At 65.7% G+C, this 20,264-nt stretch carries 14 protein-coding genes and 1 pseudogene; 13 read left to right on the top strand and 2 right to left on the bottom strand.

Features of this window, described 5'->3' with window-relative positions:
* The first annotated feature begins 214 nt into the window (after positions 1-214).
* From ACS5PM_RS18305 to ACS5PM_RS18295, 3 genes and pseudogenes are all read left to right on the top strand, one after another.
* The gene (locus tag ACS5PM_RS18305; RefSeq protein ID WP_439389109.1) at positions 215-1,036 is read left to right on the top strand and encodes a hypothetical protein; all 822 of its coding nucleotides are present in this window, start codon (positions 215-217) and stop codon (positions 1,034-1,036) included.
* Positions 1,033-2,226 carry a choice-of-anchor tandem repeat GloVer-containing protein gene (locus ACS5PM_RS18300; protein ID WP_439389108.1) on the top strand — a complete coding sequence of 398 codons (1,194 nt, stop codon included), beginning with the start codon at positions 1,033-1,035 and terminating at the stop codon, positions 2,224-2,226. The genes ACS5PM_RS18305 and ACS5PM_RS18300 overlap by 4 nt, the downstream gene beginning before the upstream one ends.
* A gap of 44 nt (positions 2,227-2,270) precedes the next feature.
* A pseudogene (locus ACS5PM_RS18295) lies at positions 2,271-2,425 on the top strand (integrase); the annotation flags it as partial.
* A 150-nt stretch (positions 2,426-2,575) separates the two neighbouring features.
* On the opposite strand, the gene ACS5PM_RS18290 reads toward ACS5PM_RS18295, so the two are convergent.
* Together ACS5PM_RS18290 and ACS5PM_RS18285 are read right to left on the bottom strand one after the other, a co-directional pair.
* Positions 2,576-7,678 (bottom strand): NACHT domain-containing protein, encoded by a 5,103-nt coding sequence (locus tag ACS5PM_RS18290; RefSeq protein WP_439389107.1) that lies wholly within the window; start codon positions 7,676-7,678, stop codon positions 2,576-2,578.
* 427 nt (positions 7,679-8,105) lie between these two features.
* A complete protein-coding gene (locus tag ACS5PM_RS18285; protein WP_439389106.1) occupies positions 8,106-8,654 on the bottom strand; it encodes a site-specific integrase in 549 nt (182 codons plus the stop codon).
* Between ACS5PM_RS18285 and ACS5PM_RS18280 the strand changes: the two genes are divergently transcribed.
* From ACS5PM_RS18280 to ACS5PM_RS18235, 10 genes are all read left to right on the top strand, one after another.
* A complete protein-coding gene (locus tag ACS5PM_RS18280) occupies positions 8,653-9,207 on the top strand; it encodes a hypothetical protein (protein WP_439389105.1) in 555 nt (184 codons plus the stop codon). The two genes, ACS5PM_RS18285 and ACS5PM_RS18280, sit on opposite strands and share 2 nt — an antisense overlap.
* Positions 9,208-9,738: 531 nt before the next feature.
* Positions 9,739-11,514, top strand: a complete 1,776-nt coding sequence (locus tag ACS5PM_RS18275) for a phosphodiester glycosidase family protein (RefSeq protein WP_439389104.1) — start codon at positions 9,739-9,741, stop codon at positions 11,512-11,514.
* Between the two features lie 423 nt (positions 11,515-11,937).
* Entirely contained in the window at positions 11,938-12,771 is an 834-nt protein-coding gene (locus ACS5PM_RS18270; RefSeq protein WP_439389103.1) for an alpha/beta hydrolase, read from the top strand.
* A 151-nt stretch (positions 12,772-12,922) separates the two neighbouring features.
* Complete coding sequence (locus ACS5PM_RS18265) at positions 12,923-13,858, top strand: RNA polymerase sigma factor (RefSeq protein ID WP_439389102.1); 936 nt, start codon at positions 12,923-12,925, stop codon at positions 13,856-13,858.
* A 35-nt stretch (positions 13,859-13,893) separates the two neighbouring features.
* Positions 13,894-14,787: a cupin domain-containing protein gene (locus tag ACS5PM_RS18260; protein ID WP_439389101.1), complete on the top strand. Its 894-nt coding sequence runs from the start codon at positions 13,894-13,896 to the stop codon at positions 14,785-14,787.
* A gap of 142 nt (positions 14,788-14,929) precedes the next feature.
* A complete protein-coding gene (locus tag ACS5PM_RS18255; RefSeq protein WP_439389100.1) occupies positions 14,930-15,940 on the top strand; it encodes a zinc-binding alcohol dehydrogenase family protein in 1,011 nt (336 codons plus the stop codon).
* An 8-nt stretch (positions 15,941-15,948) separates the two neighbouring features.
* Positions 15,949-17,082, top strand: coding sequence for a mannitol dehydrogenase family protein (locus ACS5PM_RS18250; protein WP_439389368.1), 1,134 nt, complete (start codon positions 15,949-15,951; stop codon positions 17,080-17,082).
* Positions 17,083-17,096: 14 nt separating this feature from the next.
* On the top strand, positions 17,097-17,426 hold the full coding sequence (locus tag ACS5PM_RS18245; RefSeq protein ID WP_439389099.1) for an L-rhamnose mutarotase: 330 nt from the start codon (positions 17,097-17,099) through the stop codon (positions 17,424-17,426).
* Positions 17,416-18,951 (top strand): UxaA family hydrolase, encoded by a 1,536-nt coding sequence (locus ACS5PM_RS18240; protein WP_439389098.1) that lies wholly within the window; start codon positions 17,416-17,418, stop codon positions 18,949-18,951. The genes ACS5PM_RS18245 and ACS5PM_RS18240 overlap by 11 nt, the downstream gene beginning before the upstream one ends.
* Complete coding sequence (locus ACS5PM_RS18235) at positions 18,951-19,901, top strand: sugar kinase (protein WP_439389097.1); 951 nt, start codon at positions 18,951-18,953, stop codon at positions 19,899-19,901. The genes ACS5PM_RS18240 and ACS5PM_RS18235 overlap by 1 nt, the downstream gene beginning before the upstream one ends.
* Positions 19,902-20,264: the final 363 nt, after the last annotated feature.

Here is a 20,264-nt window from a genome sequence, read left to right as displayed (position 1 = left end):
CTCGCTTTGCACGCCCGCCGCTCCTCAGTCACCGGTCACTCGAGCGCCGCCGGCTGAAGTAGCCGGTGAATGTAGGGGGTCCACCCCCTACGGCAAGGGGGTCGGGGACACGATCGACTGATCGGTTGGCGATCCGTTGGTGGCTCGGTTGCACAGGCATCTAGTCTCGCGCCAGGGCTTCGATTGCGAGGCTTGTCAACCGAAGGACTTCACCATGCGCACTTCGCTCACCCGCTTCACCACGCTCGCGCTGGCCACCGCGGCCGGCCTTGCCTGGCCAACGTTGGGCGCGGCCACCCCGCCGACCAACCAGGTGGGCAGCTTCGCGTATGCCTGCGGAGGCCGGGCCTCCGGTGCCGGCTTCCCTGTGCAAAGCATCGACCTGGGCGGCCTTTTCGCGCCAGGCGAATCGATCTGCAAGGAAGACTTCGATGGGTCGATGATGACCAAGGTCAAGGCCACGGTTTCCCACAGTGGCCCGCGGGGCACGGGTGGCGGAACCGGCTTGGTCAAGCCCGTCGGCAAGGTGCTGGTGCGCGCCAGCAACAACGCGGTGGGCGATGGCGAAGAAGTGGGGGGCGCCTTGGCTGGCTTCACCGACGTGCTGACCATCGACGCGCCGGGCCTCGCCGGCGAGCCCGGGGTGCTGTACTACAGGGTGCAGGTCAAAGGCAGCCTGGAAACCCACGGCCCGTCGGGCGGTGCATTGTTTCGCGTGCTGCCGGTATCGTCCCGCCCGCCGACGGTCTGGAAAGACTGGAGCGTGAACACTGACATCGTCACGCCCGACGCCTTCCTGGCCGTCGACGAGACCGTGGTAGTCGCCACCAACCTGGTCTTCGGCGAGCCGCTCACGCTGACGACGGTGGGCTGGGCGCATGCCGGCATCCGCGCCGCGACTGGAACGGGCCACGGCATCGTGGCCTTCGACGGCAAGAACGCGTTTCGTCTGAAGGGGGTGGACCACATCACCACCCTCGCGGGCGCGCCGGTCACCAACTACACGCTCAGTTCGCAGGTGGGGCTGCCGTGGTGAAGCCGCACACTGCCGCCATGCTGGGTGTGCTGGTTGCCGTGGCCATCGCCGCTGGCGCCCGGGCCGAGGGTGCCGAGGCCGGCCTGGTGGCCACCAAGTACGCACAGCTGCATGCACTAGGCGCTGGCGAGGGCGACCAGCCCTCGTCTGGCACGCTGGTGAAAGGCCCCGATGGAAACTTCTATGGCACCACGTACTACGGTGGCGCTTCCGACCACGGCACGGTCTATCGCATGGCGCCGAATGGCGCCATGCAGGTGCTGTACTCGTTCACTGGCCTTCTCGACGGTGGCAGCCCCCAAGGCCTGACCTATCGCAATGGCCAGTTCTATGGCGTCACCTCCGGCGGCGGCGCGAACGGCTGCGGCACCTTCTACCGCATGGGCCTGGACGGCGACGTGTCGGTGATCCAGTGGTTCGGCCAGGGTCGAAGCCCGCTGTGTCACCCGCGAAAGACACTGATGCTGTCCAGCGACGGCCATTTCTATGGCATTTCGGTCGGCGGCGACGGCGCGCTCTACCGGATCAGCGCCGCCGGGGCGACCAAGGTGCGGCACGTCTTCAGCAACACCGGCGCCGACGGCAGTGGCCCGTTGGGAGCTCCCGTCGAGGACGGCAGCGGCAACCTGTACGGCACCACCCAAGCGGGGGGAGTTCACTTCGCCGGCATCCTCTATCGCATCAGCAAGGCCGGAGGCCCGATGGCCGTGCTGCATTCGTTCGCCGGCATCAGCGGGGACGATGGCGCCGAACCCTACTCCGGCCTGGTTTGGGTGGGGCGCATGCTCTACGGCACGACCTACAAGGGAGGCGCGTTCAACGGTGGCACGGTGTATCGCGTGTCGCCGTCGCCCGGTGGTGCGTACCAGGTGGTGCATTCCTTTTCCTACGCCCCGGGGCAGCCGCGCGAGCCCTGTGCGGGCCTCGTCTACGCGCCGGACGGCCAGCTCTATGGCACCACGTGCACCTCGTCCATCGGCGGATTCGGCACCTTTGGAACGGTGTACCGAATCACGCTCGACGGGCAATTGACCCTGCTCCACACCTTCGGCGACTTGCCTCGGCGCGTCGACGGGGCACACCCGGGCGCTGATCTCTTGCTGGTGGGCTCATCCACCTTCTACGGCACAACCCTCCTGGGCGGTGCCAGCGACCGGGGCACAGTCTTCAAGCTTTCGGTCGTCAATTAGCCGGCACCGTGGCTTCGCGGAACAGCGCCTGCGTTTCGACGGTCAAGCTGCGCGGTTGCAAGTTGGTCGGCCTCAAGGTCCGATATGTATCCCACGGCGACTGGGTGGCTTCACGCGTTATTGTTGAACAGCACAAGACCCAGCGTCCGATTGAGTTCGAGGTCACGCCGGGCCTCGCGACGCCGTGCAAGCGGGGATCTAGCGGGCCAGCCTGAAGGCAGGGGACTGGCTGGGGGTGCGGCTGCCTTCGATGTCGGCTGCGTGTTGGCGCGCTGAACAGGCAATTCCGGCCAGTAGCCGACATTTGTGACGGTCGGCTCTTCGGAAGGATAGCTGTTGCTGCGCGCCGCTACTTGATTGGCTGCGCAGCTGAGCCTGAGACTAAGAGTTTGGAGGGTATACCCGGCGACGACGTCGCCAGGTAGTCGCGCAACTGAAAGGCCAAGGACGATCCAGCGTCTACGAGCCTGTCCAGCACGTCCAGAGTAGCTTGCCTGAGGGTCACGTCGCGGAGGAGCGCCTGACGATGCTCGTGCACCGCCGCTTGGCAGACAGTCTCAGCGTCCCAAAGGCTGCTTCCGTCGTTGAACAATTCAGCCGGAGCCTTGGCTATCGCATCCCTCAGTTGTACAAGTGCGGAAGGGACCGCCGATGCCCTGCCAACACCTGCCATCAGCGCAAGAAGATGTTCGAGTGCTTGCCAGCTGTCGCCTGCTGCGGCAAGGCGGTCGGCCACGAAGCGAGGGCGACTCCTCAGCAGCGGCAAGTCGTGGAAGGTCTTGACCCACGGAATGGACTGGAACAACAGAACGGCGAGCGGCTTCTCGTTCTTGCTGTTCAAGCGCCGAGAGCGCGTGCGTAACGACTCGTCTGAAAGGAGCTTTGCTGCGGCACGGTCCCACACCCGCCAGAAGGCATCCGCGTTGGTGTATTCCTGCTTCATGCTCCCGCGCAGGGTCGACTCCAGCACTCGTTCACTAAGCTCCGGGCCGTGCTTGATGCAGTAGTCAAGAGCTTCGAAGATAGGTGTCTTGTCCGTGCCCTGAACCAGCAGTTCAGACGCCAGAAGGTCGCCCACTTCCCAGCGCGCTTCAAAGTCGACGTAGTCCGGGTCGTACCGGTCAACTCGGGGCTTGCCTTCTTGGTCAGCCATCAGCTGCACCAGTGTCATGACCGCCTGGACTCTCCAAGTCTCTGGCGTTTCGCTGCGGGCGGCATCGAGCGCAATCGTCCACTCCTTGACGGCGGCCAGGCTCTTGGGACTAGGTCTGGGCGGAAGCTTCCCGCCTGTAAGGGCTGCCACCAGCGCCTTGCTGGTTGCGTCTCTTGCCTGTTCGACGAAGTCACGCCTGCGACTTTGCGCAGTGCCAATCGTCGTATCGAGCGCTTCGGCGTACAGCGCCAGCGCCGTGGTCGCGCTCTCGGCGAGTTGAGGCTGCTTGGGCCTCAGAACCTCGGAGATGGCAAGGGCGCCAGCCCGGCGAACCTTCCAGACGGGCTCCGTAATGATGTTGGCGAGTGACGCAGGCAGCTTGGGATTGCCTGGGTCTACGCTTGCCAGCAAGATGAGCGTCTTAGCTCTCAGCTCGCCCGTCGCAGGACTACGGCGAACCCAAGCGTCATTGTCCAAGCGCTTCGAGCTGACGTCGAAAAGATAACCCTTGGCCCATTGGAGGCCTTCCGATGTGTCGGTCGGCCAGCGCTGAATCAACGCACAAGGTAGATCGCCATCTAGCCCCAGCAGCATGGCCTCGTCCTGACCTTTGACCTCTTTAACAAGACACTGGAACTCCTCGTACACCTCGGACGAGGAAGAAAACCGGTTTGCGGCCTCCGGGGAAGAGGTGAGTGTTGGCTGTGTTATGGCTCCTGCCCATAGTCGGACAGCCGCCAGCCGGTTCATGAGCTGACTTCTTGATTGGGCTTCGTCGCTTACTTGCTTGAGCTCGGGTTCTAGGTTCGCGATCTCCAGAGGGACGTACTTCCCATCATCAACTGGCTCGCCAAGTTTCATCCCGCGAGCATCCATGCGCTTGAGCCCCATGCGCCAACCGTCAGGCACGTCTTGAGCGTTTTTGAGATCTTCAATGTGCTTGTCGAGGATTGCAAAGATGCCCTCCCGGAGGTCGGGGCGGATGATCTGCAAGCGGAGCACGAGCATCTCTAGGTGCTGCTTTCTGTGCGGCAGCTTGTTGCTAGCGATGCGCTCGTTTTGCCTCTCGTCGTCCAGGCCGTCGTGGCCGCCGTGGATAGCCAGAGGACTCGCCTCGCCTACGTAACGCGCGATGTCGTCGGCGAAGAACTGAGGGCACTTGAAGAGCGACAGCATCTTCGCAGTGACAAGGTTCGGGTGCGCCATCAGGACGCCTGCCACCAGCCCCGTAGTGAAGCTCGACTCCCCGCTCTCCAAAATGAACTCAAGGACGTCGGAGATGATCTTCGGCTGCGTCTTCGCTTCGATGAGTAGTCTTTCCTCTAGCGACATGAGGGCGCAATTCAACAAGTAGCTGGAGACGGAGTGCCCGCGATAGGCTGCCCAAAGCCGCCAGTCGTGGATGTGGGCCTGCCCGTTTGGACTTTGCTCCGGCGAAAGCAAGGTGACCTCCTCGGGATGCGACTTCGCAAAGCACGCAGCTGCGTGATTGCATAGGTCGACGACGAAGCGCACGCTCTTGGCGAAGGAGTAGAGCAGGAGCCAGCGGAAGGGCCCTTGCAACACGGACGGAGGGAAGAACGCATGCGTCACCCTCTGGCTGAGGCCCATTGCTGCCTCCCAGCCGTCCATGGCGAAGTGACGTTCTGTTCGTGGCCCGGGTGCGGTGTAGAGGGCCCAGAACGCAGTGCGCACCAAGTCTGCGTTGAAGTAGACGGGCTCCCTGCAGTGCTTGACGTTGGTGAGGAACTCCAAGCGCTCTTCTGCATAGACGTCGCGGTCCTCTCGGTCCTCGGAGATCCGCTTCACAAGTGCGTCGATGAACACCTTGAACTTGGCGGGGTCAGCTCCGGAGCAGCGGCACAGGAGCTCGTAGAACCGCTTGCCAACTGACTTCTCTCGGTACCACGTGTCGTTGTCTCGCCAGCAATAGTGTTCAGCCATGCTGAAGACGTCGGCAACACGCGGGCTAGGCTGGTACCAGGCGTCATCGTGCGCGACTGCATCCTCAGCGAGCTGGACAACCCATGCGTAAGCTTGCGGCGGTAGGGATGGGAATGCCCTCGCGACCAGTCCGATCACTACGTCCCACGCCTTGCCTACCGGGGCGGCCATCCCAACCCGGGCTACAAGTTCCTTCTTGGCCGGGTCGGATGCTAGGTGCGAGTAGTCGATGGAAGTCGGGCCCTTGCAAGCAACCCTTAGCAGGTGGCTAAGACGCTGAAGCAAAGCTACGCTGCTGAAGGCGCCATTGCTCCCAAGCCTTGCGACAAGGTCCTCGACTCGCTCAGAGCGCAGCAGACCGATGGCTATCTCGTCGCGCCACAGCTGCGCAATCGTCGAATCGGGCCGAAGAGCTGCCTCCAAGAGCGCGTACGCGTCATCGTCGCCTTCAGCCGATCTCTGGGCTGTCCATGAGCGCAGTGCTCGTCGCATGCCCGCATGTGAGCCGAGCTTTGCGAACAACGCTGACCAGTCGCGCTCCGCGGAGCGGACCTCGCGCTCTACCCTGAAGAACAGTGACCAGTCTTCCAGAACGTCGTGCGCCGGGGACACACGAGCAGCATCGTCTTGGGCAAGCACGCCTTCTTGCAGCAGCAACGCAACCGCTTCAGCGTCTGCAGGCGCCTCAACGAACTGCGCGAAGCGTTCGGTGCGCAGGTAGCAAACTTCGTCGAAGGCGGCTTTCCGCCTTGTGCGCATGGCGGCCGAAACGCCCTTGCTGGGTGCAATCCGCTCTGTCCACAGTATCCGCCTAAGGTCATTGCCCGAAGCACTTGGTAGTGCAGTTCCCGCGGAGGCGCACTTGAAAGCAAGCTGCAGGTAGTAGGGTGTTCGCAGAACCTCCTTGACTCCCGCGTCTTTGGCAACAACTTCCTCGAGCGCACTTCCAGCCACTGCCGCGGCGATCTCCACGTCCGTCAGGACCGGTACGTCAACCACTTGGCTGGGGAAACTGTAGAGGAAGTTTGTGTACAGGCCGTTGAGAGCATATGAGCGTGTCGTGATGCATAGCCTCGAAGACTTGTTCTTGCGAACGAGTGCGAGCAGCTCTTCGAGTGCACCCGGGTTCTGTGCCTCGAGAGCCTTCTCCAACGAGTCGATGATGACGGTGGGTACTCCTGTACTCAGCAGTGTCTCGAGGCCAAGTACCGGGTCTTGAAGCCCGTTGAGGGACTGAACTGCTGCCAGGGTCGGCACGTCAAGTTCATCGCCTCGGAAGAAGAACAGTGGGCCGGACTCACGCAGCAGAGGAGCAAGCTCTGAGACAACAGCCGACTTGCCCGCGCCAGGGCCGCCAGTGACGATGAGAAGCTGGCGTTCGTCGAGAGCCGCCAACACACGGCCGACACACTCCCCGCGGGGGATATGGGCGCCATTGGGTAGAGCGTTCGCGATAAGGGAGAGCTGAAGCAGAGCTCGCTGAGTGAAGCGCTCGGCGACGTTGCCAAGTCCGCGTGATGAGGACAGGCGGCTCACTGCCGCTTGCAACCCTTCCTTTGCCGTCTGAGCCCAGGTCGACGGAGTTACGGTACCCACGGCGATGCCCTGCTCCTGGACATAAGAGAACAGGCCATCCCACACCAGCTGCCCAGAGTCTCCCGGCTGTCCTGAATACAAAAGTGCTTGGACGAGACTTAGCTCCTGCGAGGAATCGGTGCCCAGGTCGTGAATGTCGACCCGAAGACGCCGGAGCAGATGGAAGACGAGCTCCTCCGTGTACTTGTCGGCCAAGGTCTCCTTCGAGACCGCCTTGAATGCTTCCCAGGTGTCCTTGTGCTTCTTGTTGAAGAGCTTGGAGTCAACCTTCTGCAGGTAGTCAGCAAGGTCTACCGATGCACGAGCAAGTTCGCACAGGCGCTTTGCCGCCTGGTTGGCGGCCGACGCCGAGGTGATGGTTGCAAGCACCAGCACATCACAGGCGCGGCCAAAGGGGCTGCCCTCGATACCAAGGAAGTCGCGCCAGGCACCCTGCAGACCGTCGATGAAGTCCGTGTTGCCCGCCGTGGCGTTCAAGCCCCGCTTGCACTGGATGAGTTGCAGCCAGGTGCCCTTCGCGTCCGTGAGTCGGCAGTAGACGTCATCGGTGTGGACGCTTTTGTAGCGCGCCTCGAAGCGCAGCTCTTCGACCCGAGCGCCGTGCAAGCAAAGGGCCGTCGGTAACCCTGTGAGCATATTTGCCAGGTAGAGGGCCCCAACCCGAGCCTGAAAGATGCCGCCACCGCCGCCCGTGGCAACAGTGCTCATCACTTGGGTGCCCTGGAGCGGGTCGCGTGGAGTGGCTTCGGTCTCGTTCATCTGCTTAGGATCTCGCCGCTGACCGGCGGCAGCTACAGACAAGCATAAAGGGTCGGCGGCCTGCTTCGCGGAATCTGGACCGATACAGGCCGCGCCGCGACGACGAGGACGATACTGGTCCAGCCAATCTGGTGAAGGCGATCAAGGGTGCCGGAATTAGCGCACCGTTTAGGCAAAACACCGGGCCGACCGCAACGCTATGCGGACGGTGCAACTCAAGTGAGCGCGCGAAGTACCGATTGGCTGACCGCATTCGGACGTCAAGTTTGCAGATCGCGACGACCGCTTTGGGTCGGAAGCGAACGTTCATCGCTGTTGAATGTCTCAGCCTTCTCTGCTGAGCTTGCCTGCGGCCTGCATGCGCGTGTCTCATACTTTCGCCGCGAAACCTTCGGCGTCGCTCCCCCTCGGCCAGCTGTCTCAGATTTCATTGGCCGGGAACAGCTACTTGACTGCGCCGACCCGCCGGGCGCTCGTGCGCCGCACGTAGTCCTGGGGTCTGCGCCTCCGTGGAGTGAGCGCCCATCGCGTTCGCCGCGCGGATGCCTTCACGGGCCTCTTTGTCCGTCAATGCCTTTGCGCGAATGTCCCGGAACATCGTGGGCGGGACCTTGTAGAGGGCCTCGGCGCGCTTGATGCCGCGCTGCCAAGCATTCGAAGCAGCCTCGTAGTTGAGGGGGGTGCCAGCCTGCTTCGTGAAGAGGTGATTGGTCTCCACGCGCTGGCTGGCTCGCTTACGCAAGGCGCGCTCCGCCTGGAGCGCAAGCAAGCGGCTCACTGCTGCACGAAGGCGGGGTGTCCACTCCACCATCACGGCGGCCCCGGTCGAATGCTTGACCTTGTCGCGTCGGAAGAAGATGCCTTCGTCGCACACGTGGGGCTCGTCCGGTTGCTCGGGGTCGACCTTCTTGAGGATGCGAACCAGCACGCCAATGTCCTGGCCGGTCAGGTACGCGATCTCGATGAGGCAAGCCATGGCTCATGCCCGAGCGCGTGCGCTGGGGCCGACCTCTCTTGGTTTTTGCTTCGCCGTACAGATGAGCAATCTTGATGCGCCGCAGCTGACTGTCGGTGATGTACCTGGTGCGCGGCACTTCGAGCTTCGTCTTGATGATCCCGTCGATTGGATTGGTTCCGGCCTTTCTCCGGCCCTTCTCGATGGCGAAGCGGAACAGCTCGCGCAGAAGCGAGCGATAGGCGTTGAACGATCGCGCTTTCGCCGACCAGGGCTTCAGGAACTCAACGCAATCGGGCGGCTCGACCTGGTCGGGCTCGAACTCGGCAAGCGCGTTGGCGATGCGTTCCAACCGGATGTGCTCGATCGCAAGGTGTTCGAGCTCCATTACCTCGCGCGGCCAAAGAACATCAAGGCCGCGGCGCCACTGGTCAGCGTGTCGCGCCGGCACTGGTATACGTTGGTGCGCGGCTGCAGGCGTCGAGCCTACGCAGCTTCGCGGGAGATCCTCGCTGAAAACATGACAGGGACCGCAAACTTGCCCGTCGCGATGGAGATGAAACAACCGGCATGATCCAGCGCGCTGCGCAAGTTGACCAACGCTTCCCGAGCCAGTCCGCTAAGTCGGTGTGGAGGCGGCGTAGCCGCGTGCACCGATCAACGAATCGGCGCGCCGCGTGGGATGCGACGAAGCAAGCTGGGCGAAGTGGGGAGACGGGTGCCGGGAGCCCGACAACACGAGTGAAGCAGCTCTGTGGAGAAATGTCGTCGCCTTCTTCCTGGGAGAGCAGCACAGTGGGACGCACCCAACGAATCACCGACTCCCGCCGCTGGCCGCCCTTCCGATCATCCGGCAGTCGAGCGGTTATAGTGAAAGTGACGCGCAGGTAGAAAGTTAGAAGGGTGGCACACCCGCAGCGCGTTGCTCAGCCGGGCCTCGAAGGGTGGCTCGGTTCGTCGTCACGGATACATGCGCACAACTGCAGCCGCCTCTACGGTTGTGTGGCGGTCCGTGCCAACGTTGTGGCCCACCCACCTCAGCATCCTTTCATCCTGGAGCCAGCCGGATGCTGGTTCCCCAATTACAACCTCAAGGAGAGTGTTCATGAAGCCATATATATGGGTGGCCGCGTTCGCGGGCCTGCTCGCTTCGACGGTGTTCGCCGGGCCTGCGTTTCCGCCTCAGCGCGTGGAACAGCTTGCAGCGGGTCAAGCCGTTCCTGCGGGAATGACACGTGTGCGGGTGAGCCTGGCCATCGAAGATGCCACGCCTGATAGTCAGGTGCAACTCGGCGACCTGACGGTCTGCTCGGACAAGGCTTGCTATCAATCGACTACGCCGCCCTTTGTCGGATTGGCCGACACAAGCAAAGGGACGAGCACGGTGATTGCCACCTTCTCGGTTCCCTACGGTCGGTTTCGAAGCGTACATCTGGCTCCTGTGGCCGGCCCGAAGACAGCAAGTGGCGAGATTTCTTTGACCACTCCGCTGAAGATCGCCGAAGGGTTTTACGGAGGCGATATCTTCGTGCTGCTGGAGAAGAAGATTGCGCAGGGCACAACCACCTATGTGCCCACTTCGGCTGCAACGGGTCTATATCACGACGAGGGCGTCTCCGTATATTACAACCCCAAGGTTGCGCTCCAAAAGAAGTTGAAGTTCGGGACGATACTGACGCTGCCCGCAGGCGCGACAGAGTTGCCGCAAGTATTCAATGTGGCGGCACATGACATCGGCGATGACTTCCCTTTGGTCGACATTTATCCAGCAATCCCCCTGCTGAAGCCAGGGTCGCTCCAAGTTTCGGCGATTTCACGCAAGGCGGCGCCCCTGTTGGCCGATGAACCGCCTAAGTCTCCGCGGCCGCAGAGTGCAAGTCCGCAAGGAGTGGCTGCCAGAGACGCGGCGGTCCAGTCGAGGACGCGAACGATAGAACTGCACAAGACTGGTCCAGTGCATTCGGCAACGGCACCGTCTTCTCTTGCGGAGCCGGATGCCGCAGTTGCATTGGTCACTCCAGCCGGCGTTCCTACGAATGCGCAGGGATGGACCGATTGTGCCGCCGCCCTGAATTACCCAGCCAATCAGACGATTATTGCGAATGGACTCCTGCCGACCGGCACGGAATACCTCGATTGGTGCACCACGATCCCGCCATATATTCACATCGGCATCTCAACGCTCGCGGACCCGCGCGAAGTCTTCTCAATTCGATACTCGCCTGAGCAGTTTGTCAACAACGCAACACGTCTGCCCCTGACCCGCATCACAGATTGGTCTCCAAACACTCAAATGATGGTCAATGGGTTTTATTGGGAGGGTGATTACGGTTTGGTATCCGGGCAATTCGGGCTCGCCAAGGGATACCTCACGGACAACAAGCATGTTCTTGGTGACAATCGCACGACCGGCGGCTCGGCCAGCAAGTTTCCTGGTTCCCCAAACGGAATCGCGGACAACCAGAAACGGGTGATCTTCCAAGGCCCTAGCATGGGTCGCGACTATTATATGGACACGTCCACGCCGGTGGGCCCCTACAACTACTGGGCAATCAGTTCTTCGACGTCAATCGTAAGGGACGGCGTGTGCTCCACGGACGGCTTTCTGAGTAGGTGGTCGGCGGTAGCTATCACAAGCTATATGCCGCCCAGGATCGTGTTCGTATCCTCAACGTCAGACGGCGCGACGACGGCAGCCGAACTTTGCCCGGTACTGAAAGCGCTGGGAGCCTATAACGCACTTCGACTGGATGGCGGACCAAGCGCGGCATTCACTATGGATGGGACTCTCAGGAATCCGCTGACGAACCTCGATTTTTTGAAGTTCGGCCGCGCGCGCTATATTGCCTACGGCTTGAAGATCTCCTATCCAGGATGGTGATTCAAGGCGTTCGAGCGAAAGGGACGATCTGGCCGCTGGCGGCCGAATGGTCCCCGAGGGGTCTCCCTCGTCAACGCTTGACTTTGCCAGCCCCTGCCATGCCTGCAACTTTCGACTACGCGTGAGAAAAGCCCTTCTCAGTCGAAGAGGTGAGGAAGTTGCGCCGCGGGGAGCCCGCTGACTGAGGGGTGCCGAAATTGGTAACGGGAGACCTGCCACCCCGGGAAGGCAAGTGCCGGATGGGGGGACCTACGTTACCAAAATCGGCCGCTGCCCCGCATGTATGCTAGATTCCTCCTGTGCTTTGGGAGCAGTGAGTCGGACGTTCGAATCGTCTCACCCCGACATCCACCATCCTCTCCATTCGCATCCGCCACCCGTCGTGGCGCGTATCGTGGGCATCCCGGCCCGACGATGATGCCGATGAACCCGCGAATCTCCAGAGTCATGCGCTGGCTGCTCTTCCTGGCCGCCGTCCCGTTGCTGCTGTACGTGATGGCCCTGGCGTGGCTCTGGTGGCGCCAGGAGCGGCTGCTGTTCCAGCCCGATCCGTGGCCCCCCGAAAAGCCGGCCGCCCTGGCCGAGCCCGACATCCATGAGGTCTGGGTCGACGTTCCCGGCGCGAGGCTGCACGCCATGCACCTGCAGCGGCCCGAGGCCCGGGGACTCGTCTTCTTCCTGCATGGCAACGGTGGCAACCTGGCGAGCTGGTTCGTCAACGCCGACTTCTACCGCCGTGCGGGCTTCGACCTGTTCATGCTGGACTATCGCGGCTATGGCCTCAGCAGCGGCAGCATCACCAGCGAGGCGCAGCTCATGGACGACGTCCGCGCGGCGTGGGCGGCGGTGGCGCCGCAGTACGCCGGCCGGCCGGTGGTGGTCTATGGGCGCTCGCTGGGCAGCAGCCTCGCGGCCCATCTCGCGGTGGAGGTGCGGCCGGCCCTGACCGTGCTCGTCTCCCCCTACCGCAGCATGGCGGCCCTGGCGGCCGAGCAGTACCCGTGGGTGCCGCTGGCGCTCCTGCGCTACCCGCTGCGCACGGACGCCATCATCCATCGCATCGAAGGGCCGGTGTGGCTCGTCCATGGCGAGTCGGACACGCTGATCGCCCCGGCCCACAGCGAGGCGCTGCGCCAGGCCGCCGGCGCGCGCGCCCGCCTGCTTCGCCTGCGCGACGTGGGCCACGGCGACGTGCAGGACTCTGCCGCCTACCTCCAGGCCTTGCGCGCGGAACTGGATCGCCTCCCCGCTCCTTGACCCTGCTGGCCTCGGGGCGGGCATCCGGCCGTCGCCCGCCGTCGTAATCCAGGGGACCAACAAGGAGCGAACCGCCGTGATCGCGACCGACCTGGCCCGTCCGCTGGCCGCCCTGCAGTGCCGTGCCCTGGCCGCCCTGGGCCCTGCGTGCGTGGGCCTGCGGCCGTTCGATGAGGGCGCATCGCATCCGCTGCGCGCCCAGTGGCGTAAACCCGCTTTTGCCTCCCGCGCCGCCATGGCGCAATGGAGAGGCTCGAATGCGAGGAGAAGCCATGCCGATGCCACGCCGCCGCCGCACGCCGCGTCGGAAACGGGCCCCGAGATCACTGAGCGGGGCCAGGCGATGAGGCCCGAAGACTCATCCATCGCCAGCGCCCCGGAAGGTGTTGCGCAAGTCGCCGTCGCGCATCTCTTGATGGAAGGCGATGCGCTGGCCGAGGACGGCGAGCCGCTCGCCGAGGAACCCGTAGCCGAAGAGGCGCAGCTCGCCTCCGGCACCCTCCATGTGCGGCTCGACGACGCCGCGCTCGGCGAGCTGATCGCCCTCATCGGCCAGCGTGACGACAAGGCGCTGGCGGCCCTGTACGACGCGACGGCGTCGCGCGTCTTCGGGCTCGTCAGCCGCGTGGTCCACGACCCCAGCCTGGCCGAGGAGGTGGTGGAGGACACCTTCTGGCAGGTCTGGCGCCAGTCCGAGCGCTTCGACGCCGGCCGGGGCCGTCCGCTGACGTGGTTGCTGGCGATGGCCCGGTCGCGGGCGATCGATGCGATTCGGCGCCGCGAACGCCAGTCGCATCTGCCGCTGGACGACGACGAGCAGGCGGCGCTGTGCGACGAGGACGGTGCCGGACCGGACGACCTGCTCGCGGCGACGCGCGGCCAGCACCTTCTGCACCGGGCACTCGCCTCGCTGGAGGCGCAACCGCGCCAGTTGATCGCCCTGGCGTTCTTCCGCGGCCTCACCCACGAGGAGATCGCCGCCCGCACCCGCTCGCCGCTGGGAACGGTGAAGTCGCAGATCCGCCGATCCTTGCAGGCCCTCAGGGAACATCTGGCGCAGGCCGGCTGCCAGGAGATGCCGCTGTGACGATTCGGGACGAAGACCAGGAAGGAAGGCTTGCCATGAGTGCCCCGAACGACCTCCAGGAGGCAGGCGGCGCGATCCGCCCGGCCCCGGACCCGTTGGCCGACGAAGCCGTGGCGCTGTTGCACGGCTCGCTGGCCGAAGCGTGGGAAGAAGGCGTGCCCGCTGTCGGCCTGCGCGAGCGCCTCGCAAGCCGCGCCGCCCGCAGCGCTGGCCTGAACCGCACGATGGTGAACGTCCGCCGTCGCGAGCGGGTCCTGCTGGAGCAGACGCCGCAGCGCGTGGTGCATGAGCTGTACCGCCAGGCGCCAGGCGAGGGGGCACAGCGGCCGGGCGAGCCGCTCAGGGTCCGCATGGTCCAGCTGTCGCCCGAGGGGGCGTGGCTGTTGCCGGCGGGCGATCCCGGCGTGGGCCGTGAGTGGCTGCTGGTTCGCGGCCGGGCCCTGCTGCAAACCGAGGCGGCCGTGCCCCTGTCTCTCGGGCCGCTGGACTACCACGTGCAGAGCGCGGCGGCGAGCCGCACCGGCGCCTGCATTTGCGCCGGCGCCGAAGGTGCGCTGGTGCTCCTGCGCGAACGGGTCCTGCGGCCCGGCGATCCGGCGCACGCCGGCGAATCGCGCACCGTGCGCGAATCGCCCGACCAGTGGGAGGACTACGCCCCGCTGATCAGGCGGCGCTTGCTGTGGCAGGACGGGCCGGTGGCCGCCATGCTGTGGCTGGCCGAGCCGGGCGCCAGCGTGCCGCACCATAGTCACGGCCATGACGAGGAATGCCTCATGCTGCAGGGCGACCTGTTCCAGGACGACTACCTGCTGTGCGAGGGTGACTACCAGCTCGCCCCCAGCGGCAGCGCCCACGAGAGCGTGTCGACCGACACCGGTGCGCTGATCTACGCGCACGGCGACCTGCAGATGCAGATCGTCGGTCTCTGACGGCTGCTGCGTTCCCCGGCAAAAGGAGTCGCCAGGACGTCTGAAGGGCGAGGGGCCACCCTCGCCGGCCCTTGAATTGGCTAGACCACAAAAGCTTGCGTGCTATAGTGGTCTGACCAATTTAGTGCCGCCCTCAGACGCCATGCTGACTGTCATCTGCGAATCCCCGAGAAACCTCCTGGCGCTTCGGCGGCCGCAGCCGGAGAGGGGACCCGGGGAGGTCCTGCTGCGGGTGAAGAGGGTGGGCGTGTGCGGGACCGACCTGCACATCTTCACCGGCAACCAGCCCTACCTCGAGTACCCGCGCGTGATGGGCCACGAGCTGTCGGGCGTGGTGGAAGAGGCCGATGCGGACAGCGGCCTGGTGCCCGGCGATCCGGTCTACGTCATGCCGTACCTGTCCTGCGGCCACTGCGCCGCCTGCCGCCAGGGCAAGCCCAACTGCTGCGTGCAGATCCAGGTGCTCGGCGTGCACCGCGACGGCGCCTTCTCCGAATACATCACCGTGCCCCAGCGCTACGTCGGCAAGGCCGACGGCATCTCGCTGGACCAGGCCGCGATGATCGAGTTCCTGGCGATCGGTGCGCATGCGGTGCGCCGCGGCCAGGTGACTGCGGGCCAGCGGGTGCTGGTCGTCGGCGCCGGGCCCATCGGCCTGGCGGCGATGATCTTCGCCAGGCTCCGCGGCGCGCTGGTGACCGCCCTGGACGGCCGCCAGGACCGGCTCGACGTCGCCCTGAAGCACGTGGGCGTGGCCGGCGCCGTGAAGCTCGGCGATGGCGACGAGGCCGAGCTGGAGCGGATTTCCAGCGGCGAGTTCTTCGACGTCGTGTTCGACGCCACCGGCAATGCGCAGGCGATGGAGCGGGGCTTCAAGTTCATCGCGCACGGCGGCAGCTACGTGCTGGTGTCCATCGTGCGGGGCGAGATCCGCTTCTCCGATCCGGAGTTCCACCGCCGGGAGACCACGCTGCTCAGCAGCCGCAACGCCACTGTCGAGGACTTCGAGACGGTGATGCAGGCCATGCGCGACGGCCTGGTGCCGGATGCGGCGCTGGCCACGCACAGGCTCGCGCTGGCCGAGGTGCCGGAGAGCTTCCATCGCCTGCTGGATCCGGCCGAAGGCGTGATCAAGGCCATCATCGAGTGCTGACCCGGGCGATGGGCACCGGGGAGCATCCCATCCTGCAGTTCGGCACCAGCCGCTTCCTGCAGGCGCACGTCGATCTGTTCGTCAGCGAGGCGGCGCAGAGCGGCGAGGCGCTCGGGGGGATCACGGTGGTGCAGACCACCGCCAGCGCCGCCAGCACGAAGCGAACCGAGGCGCTCGCGCGCGCCGAAGGCTTCGACGTGATCGTCCGCGGCCTGGCGGCCGGCAAGGCGGTGGAGATGCGGACCAACTGCCGCTCGGTACGCGAAGCCTTCCACGCCGCCAGCGACTGGCCCGCCGTGCGCGATCGAGTCCGCGGACCGGTGCAGGTGATCGTCTCCAACACCGGCGACAACGGCTGGGCACTGCTGCCGCAGGATGGCCCCCATCTGCTGGCCGACCCGGCAGAGGCGCCGGCCTCTTTCCCGGCCAAGCTGCTGGTGCTTCTGCATGACCGCTGGCAAGCACGGCCCGGGGCCTGGCTGACGCTGCTGCCGTGCGAGCTCGTGTCGCGCAACGGCTCGCGCTTGCGCGAGATCGTCGTACGTCTGGCGCGCGAGTGGCACTGCGCCGAGGGCTTCATCGACTGGCTTCAGGCGCAGCTCGTGTGGGCCAACTCGCTCGTGGACCGCATCGTCTCCGAGGCGCTGGAGCCGGTGGGTGCGGTGGCCGAGCCTTACGCGCTGTGGGCCATCGAATCCCAGCCGCGCCTGCAACTGCCTTGCCGACATCCGGCGATCGTCGTCACCGATGGGCTGGCCCGCTTCGAACGGCTCAAGCTCTTCCTGCTCAACCTGGGCCATACGGTGCTGGCCGACCTGTGGGCCAAGGGCCGATGCGCGAGCGACATGACGGTCCTGCAGGCCATGCAGGAGCCGGGCTTGCGCGAGCCGCTCGAGGCGATCTGGGAGCACGAGGTGCTGCCGGTGTTCGATGCGCTGGAGCAAGGCGAGGAGGCGCGGGCCTACCTGGTGGGGCTGCGCGAGCGGCTGCTCAATCCCTTCCTGGCGCATCGCCTGGCCGATATCGCGCAGAACCACGAGCAGAAGAAGGCGCGGCGCCTGCAGCCGCTGGTCGAACTGGCCCGGCTGCACACTCCGGGCCTGCAGCAGCCGCGCCTGCAAGCGGTGCTGGCCGGCGATTGAACAAGGAGCAAGCAATGCAACGCATGGGCATGGTGATCGGGATAGCACCTGAACACATCGCCGAATACAAGCGCCTGCACGCCGCCGTGTGGCCGGCCGTGCTGGCCCGCCTGGCGGCCTCCAACGTCCGCAACTACAGCATCTTCCTGCGCGAGCCGGAGAACCTGCTGTTCGGCTACTGGGAGTACCTCGGCAGCGACTTCGAGGCCGACATGGCCGCCATCGCCGCGGATCCCGAAACGCAGCGCTGGTGGACGTTCTGCAGCCCTTGCCAACGCCCGCTGCCCACCCGGGCCGCCGGCGAGCACTGGGCGTCGATGGAGTGCGTGTTCCATGTCGACTGAAGGCGTGCCGGCGCACGAGCTGATCGTGCTGCACGCCGCCGACAACGTCGCGGTGGCGCGCGTGGAGCTGGCCGCGAACACGGGCATAGCAGGGCCCGACGGATCGACGCTGGGCGTGCGCGCGGCCATCCCTGCGGGCCACAAGATCGCGCTGAGGTTCATTGCACAGGGCGAGGTGGTGCTGAAGTACGGCCAACCGATCGGCGTGGCCAGCGTGCCCATCGAGCCTGGCGAACACGTGCATGGGCACAACGTGGAGATGGGCCAGACGCAGCCGGGGCAGGGCGCGGGTGTCCGGCATGACGCCATCCTCTCCGCGCAAGAGTCCGCCACGTTCGAAGGTTATGTGCGGGCCGACGGCCGCGTCGGCACCCGGAACTACATCGGCGTGCTGTCCACGGTGAACTGCTCGGCCACCGCCTGCAAGGCGATCGCTCAGGCTTTCAGCGGGCCGGCGGCGCTGCCCGGGGTGGACGGCGTGGTGGCCATCACCCACGGCAGCGGCTGCGGCATGAGCGCCGAAGGGGAAGGCCTCGAGCTCCTGCGCCGCACGCTGCGCGGGTACGCGGCCCATCCGAACTTCGCTGCGGTGCTTCTCGTCGGGCTGGGTTGCGAGGTGAACCAGGTCGCGCCGCTGGTCGAAGGCCTGGACGCGCCCACGCGCGAGCGTATCCGCACGATGACCATCCAGGATGCCGGCGGCACCCGCGAGGCGATCGCGCACGGGCAGGCGCTGGTGCGGGAGCTGGCCGCGCAGGCCGCCGAGGCCAGGCGAAGCACGGTGCCCGTGTCCCGACTCGTGGTCGGGCTGCAGTGCGGCGGCTCCGACGGCTATTCCGGCATCAGTGCCAACCCCGCGCTCGGAGCCGCGGTGGACCTGCTGGTGCGCCATGGCGGCACGGCCATCCTGTCGGAGACGCCGGAGATCCACGGTGCCGAGCACCTGCTGACCGCGCGCGCCGCTTCGCCGCAGGTGGCCGAGGCGCTGCTGGCCCGTCTGCGCTGGTGGGAGGACTACGCCGCGCGCCACGGCGCGCAGCTCAACAACAACCCCTCGCCGGGCAACAAGGCCGGCGGCATCACGACCATCCTCGAGAAATCGCTCGGCGCTGTCGCCAAGGGCGGCGGCAGCACACTGATGGACGTGGTCGAGTACGCCGAGCCGGTGCACAGCCGCGGCCTCGTCTTCATGGACACGCCCGGCTACGACCCGGTGTCGGCCACCGGCCAGGTGGCCGGCGGCGCGAACCTGATCTGCTTCACCACCGGGCGCGGCTCGACCTACGGCTGCAAGCCCGTGCCTTCGCTGAAGCTCGCGACCAACACGGCGATGTTCCGGCGCATGAGCATGGACATGGACTTCAACGCCGGCGAGATCGTCGATGGCACGCTCAGCGTGGCGCAGGCCGGCGAGCGCATCTTCCGGCTGATGCTGGCCGCGGCCTCCGGCGAACCCACCCTCAGCGAACAGCACGGCCTGGGCGACGAGGAGTTCGTGCCCTGGCAGCTCGGCGCGGTGATGTGATGCAGTTCGACGTCCTGACGCTCGGCGAGGCGATGGTGCTCTTCGCCGCCGAGGAGCCCGGGCCGCTGGCGCACGCCGGTCGCTTTCGACGCTACGGCGCCGGCGCGGAGCTGAACGTGGCCATCGGCCTCGCCCGGCTGGGGCTGCGCGTGGGCTACCTCAGCCGCCTCGGCGCGGACAGCTTCGGGCAGTTCCTGCTGGACGCCATGACGGCCGAGGGCGTCTCGACGGCCCTGGTGCGCAGCTGCGGGGGCGAACGCACCGGCTTCATGCTCAAGGGACGCACGCTGGATGGCAGCGACCCCGAGATCGAGTACCACCGCCGGGGCTCGGCGGCCAGCGGCATGGGCCCCGAGGACCTGGTGCGGCTGGGCGCCGTTCGCACGCGCCACCTCCACCTGACGGGCATCTCGCCCGCGCTTTCGAGCGGCTGCCAGGAGCTGGTGTACCAGGCATTGGGCTGGGCCCGCAGCCAGGGCGCCTTCGTGTCCTTCGACCCCAACCTGCGGCCACGGCTGTGGCCCTCGGTGGCCGCGATGAAGGCCGCGGTGAACGAGCTCGCCGCGCTGTGCGACCTGCTGCTTCCCGGCATCGAGGAGGGTCGCCTCCTGACCGGCCTGGACGACGCCGAGGCCATCGCCGACCACTACCTCGGACTGGGCGCTTGTCAGGTGGCGCTGAAGCTCGGGCCGCGCGGCGCCTGGTGCGCCGGCCGGGACGGCAGCCGGCAGCTCGTGCCGGGCGTGCCCGTCCCGGGGGTGGTGGACACCGTCGGGGCCGGAGACGGCTTCGCCGCCGGCGTGATCAGCGGCCTGCTCGAAGGCCTGGCGCTGCCCGATGCGGCGCTGCGAGGCAACCGCATCGGCGCCCGCGTGGTTCAGTTCCCCGGCGACTGCGACGGCCTGCCAACACGGCGCGAGCTGGACGAAGCCTGGCCGCCCGTTGCCTGAACGCTGCGGCGCAGCGCAACGGCCGGGCCCGCCCCCTCCTTCCCATCCGGCAAGGGAATCCTTTGATCCGTTAACTTTATTGGTTAGGGCCGCGTGGCGGACCTTTCCATTCGTCGTCCTCGCCGTGACGATGTTCGCGTCGAACGTCGAGTGGTGCACGCCATCACGACCAGGAATGGGATCGTCATGGATCGCTCATGCCTCGCCGCGCGGTGCTGGATAGTGTCCAGGTCGTGATGCTTCGGCGGGCCCACGGGCTCGGCGGACGATGTCACGTTCGACAGACCACTCCAATTCGAGAGACCGAGAGACATGCCTGAATCAAGAGTTACCAGACGCCCGTCGAGAGGAGCCCTGGCCCGT

Source organism: Ideonella flava, assembly GCF_051857595.1.
In the GTDB taxonomy this organism is placed as follows: Bacteria; Pseudomonadota; Gammaproteobacteria; order Burkholderiales; family Burkholderiaceae_C; genus Ideonella.
Note: the sequence above shows the minus strand (reverse complement) of the source record. Positions and strands in the feature narration are given on the sequence as shown.

Coding starts and splice junctions, on each gene's coding strand:
- ACS5PM_RS18305 (WP_439389109.1), top strand. CDS start 215: ATGCGCACTTCGCTCACCCGCTTCACCACGCTCGCGCTGGCCACCGCG.
- ACS5PM_RS18290 (WP_439389107.1), bottom strand. CDS start 7,678: ATGAACGAGACCGAAGCCACTCCACGCGACCCGCTCCAGGGCACCCAA.
- ACS5PM_RS18280 (WP_439389105.1), top strand. CDS start 8,653: ATGGCTCATGCCCGAGCGCGTGCGCTGGGGCCGACCTCTCTTGGTTTT.
- ACS5PM_RS18285 (WP_439389106.1), bottom strand. CDS start 8,654: ATGGCTTGCCTCATCGAGATCGCGTACCTGACCGGCCAGGACATTGGC.
- ACS5PM_RS18275 (WP_439389104.1), top strand. CDS start 9,739: ATGAAGCCATATATATGGGTGGCCGCGTTCGCGGGCCTGCTCGCTTCG.
- ACS5PM_RS18270 (WP_439389103.1), top strand. CDS start 11,938: ATGAACCCGCGAATCTCCAGAGTCATGCGCTGGCTGCTCTTCCTGGCC.
- ACS5PM_RS18260 (WP_439389101.1), top strand. CDS start 13,894: ATGAGTGCCCCGAACGACCTCCAGGAGGCAGGCGGCGCGATCCGCCCG.
- ACS5PM_RS18255 (WP_439389100.1), top strand. CDS start 14,930: ATGCTGACTGTCATCTGCGAATCCCCGAGAAACCTCCTGGCGCTTCGG.
- ACS5PM_RS18250 (WP_439389368.1), top strand. CDS start 15,949: ATGGGCACCGGGGAGCATCCCATCCTGCAGTTCGGCACCAGCCGCTTC.
- ACS5PM_RS18245 (WP_439389099.1), top strand. CDS start 17,097: ATGCAACGCATGGGCATGGTGATCGGGATAGCACCTGAACACATCGCC.
- ACS5PM_RS18240 (WP_439389098.1), top strand. CDS start 17,416: ATGTCGACTGAAGGCGTGCCGGCGCACGAGCTGATCGTGCTGCACGCC.
- ACS5PM_RS18235 (WP_439389097.1), top strand. CDS start 18,951: ATGCAGTTCGACGTCCTGACGCTCGGCGAGGCGATGGTGCTCTTCGCC.